Source organism: Mesorhizobium temperatum (assembly GCF_002284575.1).
Classification (GTDB): domain Bacteria; phylum Pseudomonadota; class Alphaproteobacteria; order Rhizobiales; family Rhizobiaceae; genus Mesorhizobium; species Mesorhizobium temperatum.
Genome location: NZ_NPKJ01000068.1, coordinates 527812 through 548569 on the forward strand (window position 1 = coordinate 527812; position 20758 = coordinate 548569).

Consider the following 20758-nt stretch of genomic DNA (forward strand, 5'->3'; position numbering starts at 1 on the left):
TCTGGCCGATGCGGCGGCGTCAAAACGGCTTCACGATGACCAGCACGACGATGACGATCATCAGCAATGTGGGGATCTCGTTGACGATCCGCCAGTGCTTCGCTGGCTTTTCGTTGCGGTCCTCGGCGAATTTGCGAACCGCACCGGCCAGATAGCCGTGAACGGCCGACAGGCCAAGCACCGCGGCGATCTTGGCATGTAGCCAGCCGCCCTGAAAAGCAAAACCCTTCCAGGCAAGCCAGAGGCCGAACGCCCAGGTGATGATCATGGCCGGATTGATAATGCCGCGCAGCAGCCGGCGCTCCATCACCTTGAAGGTTTCCGACTGGACGGAGCCTTTCTCGGCGTCGGCATGATAGACCAGCAGCCGCGGCAGATAGAGCATGCCCGCCATCCACGAGATGACGGCGATGACATGGATCGCCTTTGCCCAGGGGTAGAAATCATCCGGCCCGAATAGGAACAGAAGCCCAGCCAACACGAGGAAAATGGCAATCGCGATCGCTGCGCGACGCATTGCGCCAGCACCACCTTCCACAGAGCCTTTCCCCATCATCGTCATGACGCGCTCCGCACCAGTTTCACCATGGCCTCGACATGCGCGATCGGCGTCTCCGGCGTGATGCCATGGCCGAGATTGAAGATCAGCGGCCCATCGCCCAGCGCTTTCAGGATTGCGTCGACGCCGTCGGCTAGAGCCTTGCCGCCGACCACCAGACGCAACGGATCGAGATTGCCCTGTACGGCGCCATCGCGCTGCAGTTCCTTCGCCGTCGTCAACGGCACGGTCCAGTCTAGCCCCAGCCCCGTCACGCCGGTCTTCTGGCGGTAACTCCGGTAGTGGGCGCCGGCGCCCTTGGGAAAACCGATGATCGGAACGTTGGGATGGACGGCCCGAACCTGCCTGACGATCTCCGCCACCGGCTTGACGCAAAAGGCCTCGAAGGAAACGTCATCGAGCACGCCGGACCACGAGTCAAAGATCTGCACCACATCGGCGCCGGCTTCGATCTGGCGGATCAGATAGGCGGCCGAATGATCGGCAAGGACGTTCAGCAGCTGCAGGAAAGCCACCGGCTCGCGATAGGCAAACAGCCGCGCCGGCGTCTGGTCTGAAGTGCCGTGGCCGGCGATCATATAGGTCGCCACCGTCCACGGCGCGCCGCAGAAGCCGATCAGCGTCGTTTCATCAGGCAGTTTTGCCCGCAGCCGTCTGACCGTCTCGTAGACCGGTTCGAGATTCACGTGAAACGTTTCGCCGTCCAGAGCCGCAATCTCTGCCACCGAGATCGGCGTCAACAGCGGCCCGCGTCCCTCCTCGAAGCGCACGTCGCGGCCCAGCGCATGCGGCACGACAAGGATATCGGAAAACAGGATCGATGCGTCGAAGCCGAACCGTTCGATCGGCTGCAGCGTCACTTCCACGGCAAGATCGGGATCGTAGCAAAGGTCGAGGAACGATCCGGCCCGCCTGCGTGTTTCCCGATATTCCGGCAGATAGCGGCCGGCCTGGCGCATCATCCAGATCGGCGGCGGAAACGCAGCCTTGCCTCTCAACACGTCCAGCATGATCCGGTTTTCAGGCATTCAGCGCTCGCCTCTCCAGGCTTCTCTATAATTTAAATATTCTATTTCTAGGAATCTTATGATTCTAAGAGTCTGTTGGTATCGGTGGTTGTCTGCTGTCCCGCTTTGCCCCGGAAAAGGCCAGCCAGCATATTGTCGCGTGCTTCTTCTGCCGGATAGGAGGAGTTTGGGGACAGTTGGAAATTTCCGACTGGAGTCAATGCGTTGCCGCCCGCGCAAAGAAAACCGACCTGTGGATGACGCCTAGTCAAAAAAGCACGTCCCCGAACTTGTCCCCAGGCGCCCGACGAAGCCGACAGCGCATCGAATTGTGGACAAACTGGCATCTGATACAGTCGCCCCGAACCGGCCGATCTTTCCGACCGACCTTATCCACATCGGCCCACAGCTTGGAACGAACCCCTGTGAACAAACCCCAGAGCTTCTTTCACCTTCACCTGATTTCCGATGCCACCGGTGAAACGCTGCTGGCGGCCGGCCGCGCGGCTTCGGCGCAATATAAGGATGCGCGCGCCATCGAACATATCTACCCGCTCATCCGCACCGAAAAGCAGGTGACGAAAGTGTTCGAGGACATCGAGGAGGAGCCGGGCATCATCCTCTATACGGTCGTCGACCAGAAGCTCGCCCGCGGCATCGACGAACGCTGCGCCGCCATGGGCCTGCCTTGCGTCTCCGTACTGGAACCGGTGCTGACCGTGTTCCAGTCCTATCTCGGCACGCCGGCCGGTCGCCGCGTCGGCGCCCAGCACGTTCTCGACGCCGAATATTTTCGCCGCATCGACGCGCTCAACTTCACCATGGAGCATGATGACGGCCAGCTGCCGGCCAATATGGACGACGCCGACATCGTGCTCGTCGGCATTTCGCGCACCTCGAAGACGCCGACCAGCATCTATCTCGCCAATCGCGGCATCAAGACCGCAAATATCCCGATCGTGCTCGGCGTGCCGGTGCCGGAAAGCCTGGTCAACGCCACGAAGCCGCTGATCGTCGGGCTGATCGCCACCGCCGAGCGCATCTCGCAGGTCCGCCAGAACCGCATCCTCGGCACCACCAGCGCCTATGAGCCGACCGACTATGTCGACCGCGCCGCGATCAGCGAAGAGCTTGCCTATGCCCGCAAGATCTGCACCCGGCATGGCTGGCCGATGATCGACGTCAGCCGCCGCTCGATCGAGGAGACGGCGGCGGCTATCGTTGCCCTGCGGGGAAAGACGCGCTAGGGCGTGTGATATTCAGGTGATGCCGGCCTGCAAACGGCGGCTTCCTGCGCTTCCGGTGCTCACGTACGAAAAGTACGCTCCGCTCCGGTTCTCGGAAGCCACCATTTTCGGCTCGGCCTGACCTGAATCTCGACACACCCTAGTGAGCGTCAGAAATCGGGCGATAAAAATGACCGAAAAAATCATCCTTGCCTCGGGCAGCCCATTCCGCAAGGCGCTGCTTGTCCATGCCGGCGTGGCGGTCGAGGCGGTTCCGGCGGAAGTCGACGAGCGCGCGCTCGAAGCGCCCTTGCAGGGCAGCGGTATCTCGCCCGAGGACGTCGCACTGGTGCTGGCCGAGGCCAAGTCCACCGAGGTCAGCGAGCGAAAGCCCGGCGCCCTTGTGCTCGGTTGCGACCAGACGCTGTCGCTCGGCGACGAAGTGTTCCACAAGCCGGCCGACATGGAAGCCGCGCGCCGCCATCTCTTGGCGCTGTCGGGCAAGACCCATCAGCTCAACAGTGCTGTGGTGCTGGCCCGCAACAGTGAAGTTCTGTGGCGGCATGTCGGTATCGCCAGCCTGACCATGCGAAAGCTCGATCCGGCCTTCATCGGCCGCCATCTGGCGCGGGTCGGCGCCAAGGCGCTGTCCAGCGTCGGCGCCTACCAGATCGAAGGCGAGGGCATCCAGCTGTTCGAAAAAATAGAAGGCGACTATTTCACCATTGTCGGGCTGCCGCTGCTGCCCGTCCTGGCCAAGCTGCGTGACCTCGGCGCCATCGATGGCTGAGGCCGCGAAAAAGGCCTTCGTCACCGGCCACCCGGTAGCGCATTCCCGGTCGCCGAAAATCCACGGCTATTGGCTGGCGAAGTACGGTATCGACGGCAGCTATCAGGCGATCGACGTCACGCCGGAGGCTTTTGCCGAATTCATGAGAACGCTCGCGGCGAATGGCTACCGTGGCGGCAACGTCACCATCCCGCACAAGGAGGCCGCCTTCGCGCTGGCGGCGCGCCGCGACGACGCGGCCGAACAGATCGGCGCGGTCAATACGCTGTGGTTCGAGAGCGGAAAACTGTGGGGCGGAAACACCGACGCCCATGGCTTTACCGCCAATCTCGACGAGCATGCGCCGGGCTGGGCAGACAATGGCCCGGCCGTGGTGCTCGGCGCCGGCGGCGCCTCGCGCGCGGTCATTCAGGCGCTGAAGCAGCGCGGGGTTGACGATATCCGCATCGTCAACCGGACGCTCGCCCGAGCCGAGGAGCTGCGCCACCGCTTCGGCGGCGGGGTCTCGGCCCACAGCACGGCCGCGACCGGCGAGCTGCTTGCCGATGCCGGCCTGCTGGTCAACACGTCAGCGCTCGGCATGCACGGCAATGAGGGCCTGTCCGCCGATCCGGCCAGGCTGCCGGACCATGCCATCGTCACCGACATTGTCTATGTGCCGTTGGAAACGCCATTACTGGCCGCTGCCAGAGCACGGGGCCTGAAGACCGTCGACGGGCTCGGCATGCTTTTGCATCAGGCGGTGCCCGGCTTCGAGCGCTGGTTCGGCATCAGGCCGCAGGTCACTGCCGAATTGCGGCAGATGATCGTCGCCGATCTTGGCGCCCAAGCAATGACCAGGGAATGAAAAGCATGATCGTGCTCGGCCTCACGGGATCGATCGGCATGGGCAAGTCGACGACGGCGAAGATGTTTGCCGAGGCTGGCGTGCCCGTCCACGATTCGGACGAGGCGGTGCATCGCCTCTACGCCGGCAAGGCGGCTCCGCTGGTAGAGGCGGCCTTTCCCGGAACGACAAAATCCGGGTCGGTCGATCGCACCAAGCTGGCCGAGCGGGTGCTCGGCGATGCAGCCGCGCTGAAACGGCTGGAAGCGATCATCCACCCGCTGGTCCGCGCCGACGCCGACGCCTTCCTTGCCAGGAACCGCGCTGCCGGCGTACCGGTTGTCGTTCTCGACATCCCGCTGCTGTTCGAAACCGGCGGCCGCGACCGCGTCGACAAGGTCGTGGTCGTCACCGCCTCGCCCGACATCCAGCGCGCCCGGGTGCTGGCGCGGCCGGGCATGAGCGAGGAGAAACTGGCGTCGATCCTGGCCAGGCAGGTTCCCGACGCCGAAAAGCGCAAGCGCGCCGATTTCATCATCGATACCGGACAAGGTTTTGATGCGGCGCGCGCGGCGGTCGATGCGATCGTCGCCGAACTGGTGGGGGATAAAGCCGGCAAGCCTGCTTAACGCGCTTGCGTCCGGCGTAATATGTTGCCAATTTGTTCCCTTCATGATTCGGCAAAAATGACGCCGGAACCAACGGACTGATTCGATGCGCGAGATCATCTTCGATACGGAAACCACCGGTCTCGATTTCCGTGATGACCGCGTCATTGAGCTTGGCTGCATCGAGTTGGTCAATCGTTTCCCGACCGGCCGCACCTTCCACCATTACATCAATCCGCAAGGACGACCGATTCACGCGGAGGCGCAGGCCGTTCATGGCATTAGCACCGCCGACCTCATGGGCAAGCCGACCTTCAGCGACATCGCCGAGGAGTTTCTTGCCTTCATCGACGGCGCCAAGCTGGTCGCCCACAATGCCACTTTCGACATCGCTTTCCTCAATGTCGAGTTTGGCCGGCTTGGCCACCCGGTCGTCGACCCCGGACTTGTCGTCGACACGCTGGCGCTGGCGCGCCGCAAGCATCCGATGGGCCCCAATTCGCTGGACGCGCTGTGCCGGCGCTATGGCATCGACAATGCCCGCCGAACCAAGCACGGCGCGTTGCTCGATTCGGAATTGCTGGCCGAGGTCTATATCGAGCTCATCGGCGGCAAGCAGGCGGCCCTCATCCTAGACAGTGCCACGGCGCCGGCCGGCGGCAGGAGAAACGTCGACGATATCGACATCAGCATCGGCGTGCGGCCGATTGCGCTGCCGTCTCGCCTGACCGACGCAGAGCGCAGCGCGCACGCGAGCATGGTCGGCACATTAGGCGAAAAGGCGCTCTGGCTGCGCGTCGCCCCCGAAGCGAGTTCCGCGGCATAGTGATGCGGCATAGTGATTTTGACTGGTCGGATGCCGATCGGCAGTGGCGTCGATAGTTTCGTTCGGGGAATCGCAGACTTTTGAGATTGGCCGAAGCACCCCTCCACTTCGTCATCCCAGGGCGGAGCAAGGAGCGCAGCGACGCGGCGCAGACCCTGGGATCCATGCCGTGACATCAGCCGAAGAATGCAGCGTTCAGGATCAGCCGACCCGTAGCGCTCCTTCGCGCCCCCCTCTGTCCTGCCGGACATCTCCCCCACGAGGGGGGAGATTGGCAGTTTCGGCGCTCCGCTCACTCCGGCAAGGTTGGCGATTGGCGAAAGCCGGTGTGAAGTCCGATCTCCCCCCTTGTGGGGGAGATGTCCGGCAGGACAGAGGGGGCGCTGTCCCGCCGGCGTCGCAAACAAAAAACCCGGCGCGAAGCCGGGTTTTTCAAACGTCACCGAGCAATCGCCTCAGCTCACCTTGACCTTGCCGGCGGCCTGGTCCTCGGCCAGCTTCTGCTGGAACATTTGCGCGAAATCGATCGGGTCGAGCATCAGGGGCGGGAAGCCGCCATTGCGGGTTGCCTCGGCGATGATCTGCCTGGCGAACGGGAACAGCAGCCGCGGGCATTCGATGAACAGCAGCGGCAGCATGTGCTCCTGCGGGAAGCCGCTGATGGCGAACACGCCACCATAGACCAGCTCGACGTTGAACAGCACTTCCTTATCGAAGGACGCCTTGGCGTTCAGCGTCAGATTGACGTCGAACTGCTTGTCCGAAAGCGGGTTGGCGTTGACATTGACGTTGATGGCGATGCCGGGGGCCTTATCGCGGCCGCGCAGCGAGTTCGGCGCGCCGGGGCTTTCGAAGGAAAGGTCTTTCACATATTGGGCAAGCACGTTGAGCGAAGGCTGCGTCGCGTCGCCGTTGCCACTGGCCGCGCCGGTCGGCGCGTCGTCTTTGCTGGCCATAAGCTTTGTCCTTTTGCCTCGGCAGCGTTGCTGACCGGATTGAAATCGGGCGTTCGCTATCATGGTCGGCATGACAAGACAAGGTTTGCCGCGCCGACCCTACTCATCCTTGAGGCGGCGCCAGGGGGAATTGTGATCCGGGCCGCGCCCGTCGCCGCGCGAATAGTCGCTGTCGTCGAGGTCGATGGTCTTGTCGCGTTGCCGGGCCCGGAATCCGCCGGTGCCGACACTGGTGGCCAGCACGATGCGGCCTTTCAACAGGCGCCAGGCGAGGTCGCGGACCGGCGGCAGGAACAGCAGAATGCCGAAAATGTCGGTGATGAAGCCGGGAATGATGAGCAGGATCGCGGCCAGAACGATCATGGCGCCGTGCGCGAGCTGGCGGCTTGGATCACGTCCCGCGTCCATTTCGGCACGGACCCGGGTCATGACGCCGAAACCCTGGTATCGCAACAACAGAGCGCCGGTGATGCTCGAAGCCAGCACCAGGCCGACCGTCGCCAGCGCGCCGACCTGGCGGCCGACAATGACGAAACCGGCGATCTCCAGAAGCGGAAGCGCGAGGATGAACAGGGGAAGCAGCGAAATGCGCAAATCTTGACCGATCGTTTCGATGTTTTGTCGGCCGGCGGGCAATCGCCGCTGGCACTGAACCTTTTAGATAGGTATGGCTGCCTTTAATTTGAATGATTGCAGCTTGCGTTCTATATGCTTTGGATGTTGAACGCTATGCGACCGCAGCCATTGCCTGGCCGGGCGGTCCGGCCGGAGTAGGGATTGATTGGCGGAAGATATGGGATTCTTCGACTTCGGCACGATTTTCTTTCTGGTTGCGGCGGTTGTGATTTTTTTCCAGCTGCGCAATGTGCTCGGCCGCCGCACCGGCAGCGAACGCCCGCCCTTCGATCCCTATACGGCGGGCCGCACGCGCGAGGACGCCCAGAAGCCCGAGAATGTGGTCTCGCTGCCGCGCAAGCGAGCGCCGGGAGAGCCGGCAATCGACGCCTATGCGGCGATCGACGCCTTCGCCAAGCCTGACACCGATCTCAACAAGGGCCTGCGCACGATCAAGGACAATGATCCGGCATTCGACCCGAAGACCTTCGTCGACGGCGCCAAGATGGCCTATGAGATGATCGTCATGGCCTATGCCGATGGCGATCGCAAGACGCTGAAGAACCTGTTGTCGCGCGAGGTCTATGACGGCTTTGTCGCGGCCATCGGCGACCGCGAGGCGAAATCGGAAAAGATCCAGTCCTCCTTCGTCGGTATCGACAAGGCCGACATCGTTTCCGCCGAGATGAAGGGCAGCGAGGCGCATATCACGCTGCGCATCGTCAGCGAACTGATTTCGGCGACGCGCGACAAGGCCGGCGCCGTCATCGACGGCGATCCCGAAACCGTCGCCGAGGTCAAGGATGTCTGGACCTTTGCCCGCGATACGCGCTCGCGCGACCCGAACTGGAAGCTCGTCGCCACCGAAGAAGAAGACTGAGCCCGGACCACGGCGGGGTCTGTCGTGTCGCTTTCTCAGGCGTTCAGCGAAAAATCCTTTGACGATCTGCCCGGTTGGGACGAGGACGACCATCTGGCTGCGTTCGCCGCTTTCCGGCGCTCGGCTTTTCATGTCCTGACGAAACCCTATCGCTCCGGCGGGCTCGGCGTCGACTTCAATGCCTTCACCGAAGTCTACGCTGCAGCCCGCACCGTGTCGCCAGCCGACCGGCGCGAAGCCCGCGCCTTCTTCGAGCGGCATTTCATCCCGGCGCACATAGGAGCCGAAAGCGGCGGCGCCGGCCTCGTCACCGGCTTTTATGAACCCGTGGTCGACGCCTCGCCGGTGCGAACCGAACGATTTACGGTGCCGCTGCTGTCGCGTCCGGCCGATCTCGTCGACATCGACGACGCCAACCGGCCACACGGCATGGATCCCTATCTCGCCTTCGGCCGCACCACACCGAACGGGACGGTCGAGTATTTCGACCGCGGCGAGATCGAGCGCGGCGCGCTTGCTGGCAAGGGTTTGGCTGGCAAGGGTTTGGCTGGCAAGAGTGTGGCCGGCAAGAGTGTGGCCGGCAAGGGTTTGGAAATCGCCTGGATCGCCGACAAGGTCGACGCCTTCTTCATCCACGTACAAGGTTCTGCGCGGCTCACCATGACCGACGGCCGGCTTTGCCGCGTCACCTATGCCGCCAAATCCGGCCAGCGCTTTACCGGACCGGGCAAGATCCTGAGCGAGACAGGCGAAATCCCGCTCGAAGCGGTGACCATGCAGTCGGTCCGCGCCTGGTTCAAGGCGCATCCGGATCGCATCGACGAGATCCTTTGGCGCAACCGCTCCTATATTTTTTTCCGCGAGATTTCGGTCAGCGAGGCGGCTGTCGACGACCCGGAACTCGGGCCGATCGCTGCCGCCAAAGTGCCGCTGACACCGGGCCGCTCCGTCGCTGTCGACCGTCTGCTGCATACATTCGGGACGCCGTTCTACATCGATGGGCCGTCGCTGACCGCTTTCGATAACAAGCCGTTCCGGCGGCTGATGATCGCGCAGGACACCGGCTCGGCCATTACCGGGCCAGCCCGTGGCGACCTGTTCGCCGGAACGGGACATGCGGCCGGCGAAATCGCCGGCGTCGTCCGCAACCCTGCCGATTTCTACGCGCTGATCCCGCGTCGGCTTGTTCCCGGGGCGGGGCGATGACCCGGCGCATCGACAGGCTGAGCGAGGACGACCGGGTCCTGTGGAACCTGGTGGCGCGCACCGCCAAGCCGCTGAAGGGCAAGTCCGCCATCGACAGTCCGGACATCGGCCCGGGCATCGCTGATGACACGAAGCCACCGCCGCGTGTCCAGGCGATGGCTTCGGCTGCGGCGGCGAAAGCCAAGACGCAGCATGTTTCGCATGCGCTCGACGAACCGACGCTGGAAAAACTGTCGAAGGGCCGGCTGCCGATCGAAGGCCGCGTCGACCTGCATGGCCTGAGCCAGGACGAAGCCTATTCACTGCTGTTTTCCTTCCTGCACCGGGCGCACGCCGGCGGCATTCGCTACGTGCTGGTCATCACCGGCAAAGGCTCCTCGTCGGGCGGCGACGGCATCCTGCGGCGCGCCGTGCCGGCCTGGCTGTCGACACCTGCATTCAGGCCGCTCGTCTCCAGCCACGACCATGCTGCCCGCAACCATGGCGGCTCGGGCGCGCTCTATGTCCGCCTGCGGCGCGCGCGCACATGAGAATGCACCCCATGAGGATGCACTTGTGACTCCGTTCGGCGAAAAGCTTCGCGCCCTGCGAAGCGAACGCGGCGTCAGTCAGAAGGCGATGGCCGAGGCGATCGGCGTCAGCGCCGCCTATCTGTCGGCGCTGGAGCATGGTCGCCGCGGCGCGCCGACCTGGACGCTGATCCAGAAGATCATCGGCTATTTCAACGTCATATGGGACGATGCCGAAGAACTCGCGCGGCTGGCCGAGACCTCGCACCCACGGGTTAAGCTCGACACATCGGGCCTCAGCCCCGCCGCCACCGAGCTTGCCAATGTTTTGGCCGAAAACATCGAAAAACTCGACGAAGCGGAGCTTCGCCGCATCACCGCATCGATCCGCGCCGCGCTGAAGCAGCCGTAGGGCTTGTCCAACTCGAGCGGAGGCGATCAATTGTTGATGTTGGCACCGCCCCTCATTGCCCCTGCCGGGCATTTCTCTCCGTAAACGGGGAGAAAGAGGCTGACCGCGAACTTGGCACCCCTCTTGCAACGCCGGCGATTGGCGAAATCGTCGATGACAGCGCCCCTCTCCCGTCCCTATACGGGGAGAGGATGCCGGCAGGCAGGTGAGGGGCAGCCCAAATGCCTGGAACAGGTAACGGCGAAAAGCAGCGATCCAGTGCAAAAACCTTACTGGACCGCGCCGACCAGAACCGGCTGGCCATCACGGATCGAGACCCAGCGGCCGGTATTGTCGATCGCTTGTCGCTTGAGGAAGCGGTAGCCGGTCCGGTCCCATGAGCGGACCTTTCCGTCCAGATTGTCGAGGATGTAGTCGCCCTTGCTTGTGCGCACCGTCAGCACGGCATGGCCCTCGCCGTCCGGCTTGCGCACGACGGTCATCAGAAGATTGGCGTAGGACACGCCCAAGCGGTTCAATTCGCGGCGCTTTTCCAGGACATAGTCCTCACAGTCGCCAACGCCCTTGACGGGATAGGCCCAGACCTCGTCCCTGCCATAGATGTCGATGTCGCTTATCGGCTTGACGGCGGTGTTGACGCTGGCATTGACGCTGAGGATCTTGCGCCAGAGCGCACCGGTCATGGTGGCGGGGGCGAGATTGCCCGGGTGGATCGAGCATTCGGCCGGACTGGTCTTGCAGAAATCATAGTGGCCGATCGGCTGCGATGTCGGCCCGCCGGTTGCCATTGGTCCGGCCGCCGATGCCGTCGTCGACCAGCCTGCCGCAAGTGCCAGCCCAAACAGTGCGCACACGCGTAGCGTTCTCGCCAGTGGTGAGGAAATCATTGTCCCCCTCGTCCCTTGTTGTTAACGAAAGGTTAAGGGCGATCTACAGTCCCTGTCAATTATACCAACGGCCAGTTTTGCGACATGGTTACCCGCGCGGCCGAAACAGCGGCTATTGTGCAACAGATCGACTGAGCGGACACGAGACCGCCGTTCCAGGGCCGCTCCCTTACTTTCTGGCGGTGCGAACCAGCTTCGGCTTCACCGCAACGCGGGTCTGGCGGCCATAGCTGGTGATGAAGTCGACGATGCGCGGCACGATTTCGGAGCGGAAGCGCGAGCCGTTGAAGACGCCGTAATGGCCGACCGCCGGCTGCATATAGTGAGCGTGCCTGTCCGCCGGGATGTTGACGCAGAGGTCGTGCGCGGCCTGGGTCTGGCCGAGGCCGGAAATGTCGTCGTTCTCACCCTCGACCGTGAACAGGGCGACATTGCGGATATTGGAGGGATCGATGGCAACGCCCCGATGCGTCATTTCGCCCTTGGGCAAGGCGTGGCGGACAAACACGGTGTCGACCGTCTGCAGGTAGAACTCCGCCGTCAGATCCATCACCGCCATATATTCGTCGTAAAAGTCGCGGTGCTTCTCGGCATTGTCGCCATCATTCTTCACCAGATGCATGAAGAAGTCCTTGTGGGCGATGATGTGGCGGTCGAGATTCATGCTCATGAAGCCCGAAAGCTGCAGGAAGCCGGGATAGACCTCGCGGCCGAAGGCCGGTACCGGCCACGGCGCGTGCATGATAACGTTGTCGCGGAACCAGTCGACGCCCTTTTCCTCGGCCAGAAGGTTGACCGCGGTCGGATTGCGGCGGGTGTCGATCGGCCCGCCCATCAGCGTCATCGTCGAGGGAACGAACGGGTCGCCGCGCGTTTCCATCAGTGCCACCGCCGCCAGGACCGGCACCGAAGGCTGGCACACCGCCATGACATGGGTGTCGGGGCCCAGCGCATGCAGCATGTCGACAATGTAGTCGATATAGTCGTCGAGGTCGAAGCTGCCCTCGCTGAGCGGTACCATGCGGGCGTCGACCCAGTCGGTGATGTGGACGTCGGCATGGGGCAGCATCGCCTCGACCGTGCCGCGCAGGAGCGTCGCGTAGTGGCCGGACATCGGCGCCACGATCAGCAGCTTCGGATCAGGCCGGCGGCCGCCGGGAACGGCCCGCTCGAAACGGAGCAAATTGCAGAACGGCCGCGACCACACCGTCTTTTCGGTGACATCGACGCTTTTCCAGTCGACCACGGTCTTGGTCAGTCCGAATTGCGGCTTGCTGTAGCGGCGCGTCGTGCGCTCGAACAATTCGGCCGTTGCCGCGATCGAACGGCCCCAGGACGTGTGCGTGAACGGATTGAGCGGATTGGTGTAGAACATCCGCATCGCATCGGCATACAGCCGGGCCGGCTGCACGGCGGCGTGGTTCAATTCGTAGAACTGGTAGAACATCGACAACCCCGCTGCTGCGACCGAAGGGACGACGCAGCGCCGAGCCTTGAATCTCTCGCGGGAAGGTTAACAACAAACTGCTGCGATGCAATACGTCAAGTGAAGTGATTTATGCTGATACTTTCGTCTAAGGCGTTGAAAACCGGCTTTGAACGGCCGGAGCCGGCTTATTGTGCAATGCGAAAGTGTAGCGAGGCAGGGCGTGTCCGGCCGTAGCCGGATCCGAGACCGGTCACACGCGGTCGGTGCACACAGAGGTATGGCCCGAACTGATGAAGCCGAGCCGTCTGGCGGCGCCCTTCGACAGGTCGATCACGCGTCCCTTGATGAACGGGCCGCGGTCGTTGATGCGCACGACGACGCTGCGGCCGTTGTTGCGGTTGGTGACCTTCAGCTTGGTGCCAAAAGGCAAGGTGCGGTGGGCGGCGGTCAGCGCCGACGGGTTCATCCGCTCGCCGGAAGCGGTCTTCGAGTGCAGCGCGTACCAGGAGGCGCGGCCGCATTGAGCGGCGGCAGGGGAGGTGGATGCGCCGACCATCAGGCCAGCCGCGATCGTCACCGCGACAAGCGCGGTCTGGTTTGGTTTCTTCATCTGCGGCAAATGGCTCCGTTTGACAACCCGGCCGTTACGGATCGAATGTGGCACGAAATGCGGCAGTCATCTGGCGGTTCCATGACTACAGTACACGTTTGGAGTCGGTGGGAAACACTTTGTCAGAGGGTTATTCGGCGTTGCCGCGTATCCCGATGGTCTTCGTCCCGATATCCGACGTCGATATACAAGCAGAAGCGAATACGATCGGGTCGCTTCCTTTCGCTTTGCCGTCGCGGTCATGGCTGAATTTATTATCGACTGGGGAAGGAAATTCCGACGATGAGATTGATCAAAAATCTGCTGGCGTTGATCGTGCTCGCCATCGGCGCGCTCTGGTCGCTGCAGGGCGTCGGCCTCGTCGGCGGCAGCTTCATGACCGGCCAGTCGCAATGGCTCTATATCGGCATCGTCACCGCGCTGGTCGGCCTGATCGGGCTGGTGTGGGCGAACCCGCGCGGCTGAGAGTCACATTCCGGACGGGCCACTGATCCGGGCCGGTCACAGGAACCACGTCAGCGCATTGCCGCGTTTCGGGCGATTGGCGAATGCAGCCATTGCAAACAAGCATTTCTCGTTTTGCGCCTTCCTTCGGCAAATCCATGCTGCGGATAGCCGACGATTTGAAAACCGGTCCGCTGTATTCGCGATTAAGTACAGTAACCTTATCGACATTAAAGAAATTGGAGAGGACGCTGAGCGACGGCAGCCTCCATATCGATCGCCGGCGGTGCATCGGCCTTCAATGCCGACGCGCTGGCTGCCCAGCCGCCTCTGTGCCCTCAAGGGCACAAAGGTCGGATAAAATGGCCGCAGCGGCTTGAAAACGAAGCAAAATCAACGGTGCTCGGCTTGTATATCATGTCACTAGAATTTATGTGTCATGTCAGCTTGGACGCGGTGGGGACGCACGCCAAGCGTTTCACAATCGGTGGCCCTGCGCCATCGCATGACAGAGAAACGTTCGGTCTATGCTCACGAAAAAGGGCAAGTACGGCCTCAAGGCGCTCGTCCATCTTGCGCGGCTGTCGGTTGGACAGCTCGCCTTCGTTGGCGATATCGCCACCGGAAACAACATTCCGAAGAAATTTCTCGATGCCATCCTGGTCGAGTTGCGCAATGCCGGTTTTGTCCAGAGCCGCAAAGGCAAGGAGGGCGGCTATCGCTTGGCGCGGCCGGCTGATGAAATCAAGATCGGCCATGTCGTGCGCGTGCTCGATGGGCCACTTGCCCCCATCCCCTGCGCCAGCCGCACCCGATATCAGCGCTGTGAAGACTGCAACGAGGCGACATGCCAAGTCCGACATCTGATGCTGGAGGTCCGGCAGGCGATCGCCGAGGTGCTGGATCAGCGCAGCCTCGCCGAGATGCGCGATATCGCCGGCGACGACGACCTTTCGGCTGCGTTGGAGATTCAGGCCTGAGCCGGAACCGACGGCTCCTAAGGCAATTGGTGCGCGCATGACCGGCCGCGCAAATTCGATCGTCCCGAATTCGATCATTATTGTCGGCGGCGGCGCCAGCGGCGTCGTCCTTGCCGCGCATCTGTTGAAGTCGCCCAATCCCGATCTCCGCGTCACGCTGATCGAAAAGCGTCCGCATTTCGGACAGGGCATCGCCTATTCCACGCTGCTGTCGGCGCATGTGCTGAATGTCAGCGCGGCCGGCATGAGCGCCTATGCCGACGACCCCGGCAATTTCTGGCGCTGGCTGCTTGAACGCGGCCTGTCTACCCCAGAGCAGGCGCCGGTCTACGCACCGCGCAGTGTCTATGCCCGCTATCTGAAGGAACTGCTGGACGAGCTCGAGGCTCGCGAGACCGGGCGTCTTCGCCTGATCCGCGAGGAGAGCCTGTCGATCTCGCCGACCGGGTCCGGGGTCGAGGTGGCGCTGGCCAACGGCACCAGCGTCGTCGCCCACCTTGCCGTGCTGGCGACCGGGCATGACGAGGAGCCGGGCGCCGGCCAGGGCCACGCGATCAGGATGGGATCGGAGGCCGACACCGCGCTGGACCCCGAAGCCCGAGTCCTGGTGCTGGGCACCGGCTTGAGCATGGTCGATGCCTTCCTGTCACTCGAACAGCGCGGTCATCGCGGCGAGATCGTTGCGGTGGCGCGGCGCGGCCTGCTGCCTTCGCCGCACCGCAAGGGCAATCCGATCAAGCTCGACGTCGCCGACATTCCGCTCGGCACCCAGCTTTCCTATTTTGTCGGCTGGTTCCGCGACCTGATCCGGGAAAACCAGAAGGCCGGCATCGACTGGCGCGACGTCGTCGACGGTCTCAGGCCGTTCAACCAGAAGATCTGGCAGAACTGGCCGTCGTCGGCCAGGCGCCGCTTTGTCGAGCACACCAAGGCGTGGTGGGATATCCACCGCCATCGCATGGCGCCGGAAGTCTATGGCCGCGTCACCGAGGCGGTGCAGTCGGGCCGCATCCGGCTTGTCGCCGGGCGTGTCGTCGGCATTACGGCGGGCGACGATTTCACCGTGCAGGTCCAGTCGCGGCACACGCAAAACATCGAGACGTTCGAAGTCGCCCGCATCTACGATTGCACCGGCATCGCCAGGGACATCTCGACCACGTCGAACAGCGTGGTGCGGTCGCTGGTCGACCGCGGGCTGGCCCGGCCGGACCCGCTGCGCCTTGGCCTCGACGTATCAGACAATTGCGAGGTCATCGCCTGCGACGGCACCGTATCGGCCAAGATTCTCGCGGTCGGGCCGCTGACGCGCGGCACCTTCTTCGAGATCGACGCCATTCCCGACATCCGCGTCCAATGCGCGCGGGTGAGCCGGCGGCTGCTGGGGTGAGGGTTTGAGGTCGGCGCTCTACGGCCCCCCTCTGTCCTGCCGGACATCTCCCCCACAAGGAGGGAGATCGGCAGCTTCGCTGACTGCGCCATTCTTTCAACGTTTGAGATTGGCGAAACCGATTGCGACATCCAATCTCCCCCCACGTGGGGGGAGATGGCCGGCAGGCCAGAGGGGGGCGCTGTCCCGCAGCCTTTCGCGAGCGGCCCACACGTCCAGCCGTGGAATCCCATTCCCCGTCTGGCCAACGGATTGGCACGATCTATCTTCTTTCAGACTGCAAACGGCTGGAAAAGAAGGATAGGCTGACAGCCTGCCCAAGGCGGTCGCTTGACCATGGAGCATCTGATATGAGCAAGCATAAGATCGCCGCACCCGACAGTGCCCCCTCGGGCAGTGCCCTTTCGGACAGGGCCCCATCCTCTGACAGTGCAATGTCCCGCCTGCGTCCGCCCTATGCATCGGTTCTCGACCTGATCGGGCAGACGCCGGTCGTCGAGCTGACCAAATTCGACATCGGCAAGTGCCGGCTGTTCATCAAGCTCGAAAGCCAGAACCCCGGCGGCTCGATCAAGGACCGCATCGCGCTGTCGATGATTGCCGCCGCCGAAAAACAGGGCAAGCTGAAGCGCGGCGGCACCATCGTCGAGGCGACCGCCGGCAACACCGGTCTTGGCCTCGCCCAGGTCGGTATCCCCAAGGGCTACAGCATCATTCTCGTCGTGCCCGACAAGATGTCGCGCGAAAAGATCCAGCATTTGCGGGCGCTCGGTGCGGAAGTACGCATGACCCGTTCCGATGTCGGCAAGGGTCACGCCGAATACTATCAGGACATGGCCGAAAAGATCGCCGCCGAGCTGCCCGGCGCCTTCTATGCCAATCAGTTCGCCAATCCGGCCAACCCGCTGGCCCATGAAACCACGACCGGTCCGGAAATCTTTCAACAGCTCGATGGCGACGTCGACGCGGTAGTCGTCGGCGTCGGTTCGGGCGGCACGCTGACCGGGCTTGGCCGCTATTTCGCTGATGTCTCGCCGAAGACCGAGATGATTCTCGCCGATCCGGTCGGCTCGGTGCTGGCGCCCCTGATCAAGACCGGCAAGATGATAGAGGCCGGAAGTTGGACCGTGGAAGGCATCGGCGAGGATTTCGTCCCGCCCAATGCCGATCTGTCGCTGGTTAAGAAGGCCTACTCCATCACCGACAAGCAGAGCATGCTGGCCGTGCGCGACCTGCTTTCGCGGGAAGGCATCCTCGCCGGCTCGTCGTCCGGCACGCTGCTTTCGACCGCGCTTCGCTATTGCCGCGAGCAGACCGTGCCGAAACGGGTCGTCACCTTCGTCTGCGACAGCGGCAACAAGTACCTGTCGAAAGTATTCGACGACTTCTGGCTGGCCGAGCAAGGCTTGGCCGAGCAGGAGCAGCACGGCGACCTGCGCGATCTGGTGATGCGCACGCTGCGCACCGGCGACATAGTGTCTGTCGGCCCGGACGAAAGCCTGCTCAACGCCTATGGCCGCATGCGCCGTTCGGATGTCTCGCAACTGCCGGTGCTGGACGACGGCAAGCTGGTCGGCATCGTCGACGAAAGCGATATCCTCGCCCACGTCGAAGGCCCCTATGACAGCCGCTGGGACCGTTTTAAGGCCCCGGTCCGCACGGCGATGACCTCCAATTTGCACACGCTGCAGGCCAGCCAGACGCTGGACGCGCTGCTGCCGGTGTTCGACCGCAACGAAGTCGCCATCGTCTTCGATGGCGACGAATTCATTGGCCTGATAACCCGCATCGACCTGATCAACCATCTGAGGCGCGCCCGATGACCGTAAGAGAAACCCTATCGGGCAGGAACCGTCTGGCCTTCTCGACGCGCACGATCCATGGCGGCCAGAGCCACGACCCGACGACGGGCGCGGTGATGGTGCCGATCTATGCGACCTCGACCTATGGCCAGCAGAGCCCGGGCGTGCACAAGGGATTTGAATACGCCCGCAGCCAGAACCCGACCCGCTTCGCCTTCGAGCGCGCGGTGGCCGATCTCGAAAGCGGCGCAGCCGCCTTCGCCTTTGCCTCGGGCCTGGCGGCGATCGCCACCATTTTCGAACTGCTCGATTCCGGCGCCCATGTCGTCGCCACCGACGACATCTATGGCGGCACCTTCCGGCTGCTCGAGCGGGTGCGCAAGCGCTCGGCCAATTTGCAGGTCGACTTCGTCGACTTCACCGATCTGGCCGCGGTCGAGGCGGCGATCCGCCCGGAAACCAGAATGCTCTGGGTCGAGACGCCGACCAACCCGCTGCTGCGCGTCGTCGATCTCGAAGCGGTCGCAGCACTGGCCAGGCGCAAAGGCGTGCTCTCGGTAGCCGACAACACCTTCTGCAGCCCCTATCTGCAGCGGCCGCTGGAGCTCGGCATCGACATATCAGTCCACTCGACGACGAAATACCTCAACGGCCATTCCGACATGGTCGGCGGCGTCGCCGTGGTCGGCGACAACAAGGATCTCGTCGACCGCCTGAAATTCCTGCAGAACGCCATCGGCGCTATTTCCGGCCCATTCGACAGTTTCCTGGCGCTGCGCGGCCTCAAGACGCTGGCGCTCAGGATGGAGCGCCATTCGTCGAACGGTCAGAAGATCGCGCACTGGCTGGAAAGCCGCCCCGACATTCGCCGCGTCATCTATCCCGGTCTCCCCAGCCACCCGCAGCACGCCGTTGCCAGGCGGCAGATGCATGCCTTCGGCGGCATGATCACGGTCGAGCTCGACCGCGACCTCGCCGGCACCAAACGTTTCCTCGAACACACGCAACTGTTCACGCTGGCCGAAAGCCTCGGCGGCGTCGAAAGCCTGATCGAGCACCCGGCGCTGATGACACATGGCTCGATCCCGGCCGGGAAGCGGGCCACGATCGGGATTTCCGATTCGCTGGTGCGGTTGTCGGCCGGGATCGAGGATGGCGACGATCTGATTGCGGATTTGGATCAGGCGCTGGCGAGTTGAAGGGGGCCGTGCCCTGTTGGATAGTGAGGTCAGTTTGAAATTTCCTGGCTGAATGGCGCATCCAACTGTGAATTGACAAAGCGACGTACCCTCGCTTTGCTATCGGGGCAACCTGGGAGGGAAAGCCATGGCTTACTCGTATCGTTGCAGGGACTATCCAGGAAACGAGGCCTGTCCAGCGACGTTCACGGCAGAGACCGAGGCGGAAGTGATGAAGCACGTCGAGCTTCACGGCGCGATCGCTCATGGGGAAGACCCGAAGCAATGGTCTCCGGAAGACCGTAAACAGGTCAAGAAGCTAATTGTAGCGACCTAAACTCGCTTCTTGTACGGGCCGCGCAGTGCGCCCGTCACTATCTCCAATGCTTCGGCAAGCATTTAGGAGTTCGGCCGATAGGCGACAACGCCTAGGCACGGTCGAAATTTCAAACTGACCCACCACCGCCCGTTGACCTGAGTGGCATCCGGCGGAATTGTGGTCTTTCCTGCAATTGCCGACAGGCACGATTGAAGCATGTCCATTCGCGAGCGCAACCTACCGAGGGCAAACGACGCCCCCCTCACCTTTGCCGTCCTGGTCTTCCCCGGCTTTCCGATGATGGCGTTCAGCTCGGTGATCGAGCCGTTGCGCGCGGCCAATGTGCTGGCGAAGCGGCAATGCTACCGCTGGATCATCGTCGGCGCCGCCGAAGGGCCGGTCGAGGCCTCGAACGGCGTCGTCATCCAGCCCGGCTTTTTTGCCGGCGATGCGCCGAAGGTCGATCGCATCGTCGTCTGCTCGGGCGGTGATGCCGATCATCTCGTCGCCGAGGACGCGGTTAGCTGGATCCGCAGGAGTCTGCGCGGCGGCGCTCATATCGGCGCGGTGGCGGATGCCGCCTTCTTCCTGGCGCGGGCCGGCCTGCTCGACGGCCATGCCTGCACCTTGCACTGGACCAGCCAGGCGGCCTTCACCGAGGCGTTCCCGGACATCGAGCTCAGGCGCGATCTCTATGTCATCGACCGCAAGCGCTTCACCTCGGCCGGCGGCGTTGGCAGCCTCGACATGATGCTGGAGATCATCACCAACGATTTTGGCGCCGAACTCGCGGCCGGCGTCGCCGAATGGTTCGTGCACAGCCAGCTGCGCTCCAGCGTCGACCGCAAGCTGATGCCGCTGCGGTTACGCACCGGCGTCCAGAACGAACTGGTGCTGTCGGCCATCGCCATCATGGAGGATGCGGTGGAGGAGCGGCTCGGCATGGCGGCGCTGGCGGAAAAGCTCGGCGTGTCCTCCGACAAGCTCGAACGAAACTTCCGCTCCGAGCTCAGCATCTCGCCCAACGGCTATTACCGCCGCCTGCGGCTGAAGCGCGCCGCCGATCTCCTGGCGCATTCGACGCTGATGGTGCGCGACGTGGCGCTCGCCTGCGGTTTTGCTTCGATGTCGAGTTTTGCGCGGGCTTTCAGGGAGGAGCATGGCCACGCGCCGAAGGTGGCGCGGAGGCATTAGGCGTCCGCGCGCTGACGCGGCGCAACGACGGCGGGACAGCGCCCCCCTCTGGCCTGCCGGCCATCTCCCCCACTTGGGGGGAGATCGGCTGTCACCGCTGATTTCGCC

The 20758-nt window shown here is 63.2% G+C and carries 23 protein-coding genes; 16 read left to right on the top strand and 7 right to left on the bottom strand.

Features of this window, described 5'->3' with window-relative positions:
* Positions 1-19: 19 nt before the first annotated feature.
* Both hemJ and hemE read right to left on the bottom strand, forming a co-directional pair.
* Complete coding sequence (gene hemJ / locus CIT26_RS29000; RefSeq protein WP_095495704.1) at positions 20-562, bottom strand: protoporphyrinogen oxidase HemJ; 543 nt, start codon at positions 560-562, stop codon at positions 20-22.
* Positions 559-1587, bottom strand: coding sequence for a uroporphyrinogen decarboxylase (gene hemE / locus CIT26_RS29005; RefSeq protein WP_095495705.1), 1029 nt, complete (start codon positions 1585-1587; stop codon positions 559-561). Before hemE ends, hemJ begins: the two co-directional genes overlap by 4 nt.
* Before the next feature lie 404 nt (positions 1588-1991).
* Here hemE and CIT26_RS29010 point away from each other — a divergent pair, with 404 nt between their 5' ends.
* The 5 genes from CIT26_RS29010 to dnaQ all read left to right on the top strand — a co-directional run bounded on the left by CIT26_RS29010 (position 1992) and on the right by dnaQ (position 5842).
* On the top strand, positions 1992-2813 hold the full coding sequence (locus tag CIT26_RS29010; RefSeq protein ID WP_095495706.1) for a pyruvate, water dikinase regulatory protein: 822 nt from the start codon (positions 1992-1994) through the stop codon (positions 2811-2813).
* Positions 2814-2982: 169 nt separating this feature from the next.
* Entirely contained in the window at positions 2983-3582 is a 600-nt protein-coding gene (locus CIT26_RS29015; protein ID WP_095495707.1) for a Maf-like protein, read from the top strand.
* Positions 3575-4429, top strand: coding sequence for a shikimate dehydrogenase (locus CIT26_RS29020; RefSeq protein ID WP_095495708.1), 855 nt, complete (start codon positions 3575-3577; stop codon positions 4427-4429). The genes CIT26_RS29015 and CIT26_RS29020 overlap by 8 nt, the downstream gene beginning before the upstream one ends.
* A 5-nt stretch (positions 4430-4434) precedes the next feature.
* The gene (gene coaE, locus CIT26_RS29025; protein ID WP_095495709.1) at positions 4435-5037 is read left to right on the top strand and encodes a dephospho-CoA kinase; all 603 of its coding nucleotides are present in this window, start codon (positions 4435-4437) and stop codon (positions 5035-5037) included.
* An 85-nt stretch (positions 5038-5122) separates the two neighbouring features.
* A complete protein-coding gene (dnaQ, locus tag CIT26_RS29030) occupies positions 5123-5842 on the top strand; it encodes a DNA polymerase III subunit epsilon (protein ID WP_095495710.1) in 720 nt (239 codons plus the stop codon).
* A 455-nt stretch (positions 5843-6297) separates the two neighbouring features.
* Here dnaQ and secB read toward each other — a convergent pair whose 3' ends face one another.
* Complete coding sequence (gene secB, locus CIT26_RS29040; protein ID WP_029348040.1) at positions 6298-6798, bottom strand: protein-export chaperone SecB; 501 nt, start codon at positions 6796-6798, stop codon at positions 6298-6300.
* 99 nt (positions 6799-6897) lie between these two features.
* Positions 6898-7392: an FxsA family protein gene (locus CIT26_RS29045; protein WP_095495806.1), complete on the bottom strand. Its 495-nt coding sequence runs from the start codon at positions 7390-7392 to the stop codon at positions 6898-6900.
* Positions 7393-7591: 199 nt separating this feature from the next.
* Here CIT26_RS29045 and CIT26_RS29050 point away from each other — a divergent pair, with 199 nt between their 5' ends.
* The 4 genes from CIT26_RS29050 to CIT26_RS29065 are packed head-to-tail and all read left to right on the top strand — an operon-like array spanning position 7592 to position 10420.
* Positions 7592-8293: a Tim44/TimA family putative adaptor protein gene (locus CIT26_RS29050; protein ID WP_095495711.1), complete on the top strand. Its 702-nt coding sequence runs from the start codon at positions 7592-7594 to the stop codon at positions 8291-8293.
* A gap of 24 nt (positions 8294-8317) precedes the next feature.
* A complete protein-coding gene (gene mltA / locus CIT26_RS29055; RefSeq protein ID WP_095495712.1) occupies positions 8318-9499 on the top strand; it encodes a murein transglycosylase A in 1182 nt (393 codons plus the stop codon).
* The gene (locus CIT26_RS29060) at positions 9496-10029 is read left to right on the top strand and encodes a Smr/MutS family protein (RefSeq protein WP_095495713.1); all 534 of its coding nucleotides are present in this window, start codon (positions 9496-9498) and stop codon (positions 10027-10029) included. The genes mltA and CIT26_RS29060 overlap by 4 nt, the downstream gene beginning before the upstream one ends.
* A gap of 25 nt (positions 10030-10054) precedes the next feature.
* Entirely contained in the window at positions 10055-10420 is a 366-nt protein-coding gene (locus tag CIT26_RS29065) for a helix-turn-helix domain-containing protein (protein WP_095495807.1), read from the top strand.
* A 269-nt stretch (positions 10421-10689) separates the two neighbouring features.
* On the opposite strand, the gene CIT26_RS29070 is transcribed toward CIT26_RS29065, so the two are convergent.
* The 3 genes from CIT26_RS29070 to CIT26_RS29080 form a co-directional block, all read right to left on the bottom strand.
* Positions 10690-11307: a transglutaminase-like cysteine peptidase gene (locus CIT26_RS29070; protein ID WP_095495714.1), complete on the bottom strand. Its 618-nt coding sequence runs from the start codon at positions 11305-11307 to the stop codon at positions 10690-10692.
* A gap of 169 nt (positions 11308-11476) precedes the next feature.
* Positions 11477-12754 (bottom strand): polyhydroxyalkanoate depolymerase, encoded by a 1278-nt coding sequence (locus CIT26_RS29075; RefSeq protein ID WP_095495715.1) that lies wholly within the window; start codon positions 12752-12754, stop codon positions 11477-11479.
* 232 nt (positions 12755-12986) lie between these two features.
* Positions 12987-13346, bottom strand: coding sequence for a septal ring lytic transglycosylase RlpA family protein (locus CIT26_RS29080; RefSeq protein ID WP_095495716.1), 360 nt, complete (start codon positions 13344-13346; stop codon positions 12987-12989).
* A 282-nt stretch (positions 13347-13628) separates the two neighbouring features.
* On the opposite strand from CIT26_RS29080, the gene CIT26_RS29085 reads away from it, so the two are divergent.
* The 7 genes from CIT26_RS29085 to CIT26_RS29120 all read left to right on the top strand — a co-directional run bounded on the left by CIT26_RS29085 (position 13629) and on the right by CIT26_RS29120 (position 20650).
* The gene (locus CIT26_RS29085) at positions 13629-13811 is read left to right on the top strand and encodes a hypothetical protein (RefSeq protein WP_095495717.1); all 183 of its coding nucleotides are present in this window, start codon (positions 13629-13631) and stop codon (positions 13809-13811) included.
* 506 nt (positions 13812-14317) lie between these two features.
* A complete protein-coding gene (locus CIT26_RS29090) occupies positions 14318-14770 on the top strand; it encodes an RrF2 family transcriptional regulator (protein ID WP_095495718.1) in 453 nt (150 codons plus the stop codon).
* A gap of 37 nt (positions 14771-14807) precedes the next feature.
* A complete protein-coding gene (locus tag CIT26_RS29095; RefSeq protein ID WP_095495719.1) occupies positions 14808-16157 on the top strand; it encodes an FAD/NAD(P)-binding protein in 1350 nt (449 codons plus the stop codon).
* 350 nt (positions 16158-16507) lie between these two features.
* Positions 16508-17980, top strand: a complete 1473-nt coding sequence (locus CIT26_RS29105) for a pyridoxal-phosphate dependent enzyme (RefSeq protein WP_095495720.1) — start codon at positions 16508-16510, stop codon at positions 17978-17980.
* Positions 17977-19158 (top strand): cystathionine gamma-synthase, encoded by a 1182-nt coding sequence (locus CIT26_RS29110; RefSeq protein ID WP_095495721.1) that lies wholly within the window; start codon positions 17977-17979, stop codon positions 19156-19158. Before CIT26_RS29105 ends, CIT26_RS29110 begins: the two co-directional genes overlap by 4 nt.
* 127 nt (positions 19159-19285) lie before the next feature.
* Positions 19286-19474 (top strand): DUF1059 domain-containing protein, encoded by a 189-nt coding sequence (locus CIT26_RS29115; protein ID WP_095495722.1) that lies wholly within the window; start codon positions 19286-19288, stop codon positions 19472-19474.
* Between the two features lie 198 nt (positions 19475-19672).
* Positions 19673-20650, top strand: a complete 978-nt coding sequence (locus CIT26_RS29120) for a GlxA family transcriptional regulator (protein ID WP_095495723.1) — start codon at positions 19673-19675, stop codon at positions 20648-20650.
* The last annotated feature ends 108 nt before the right edge of the window (positions 20651-20758 follow it).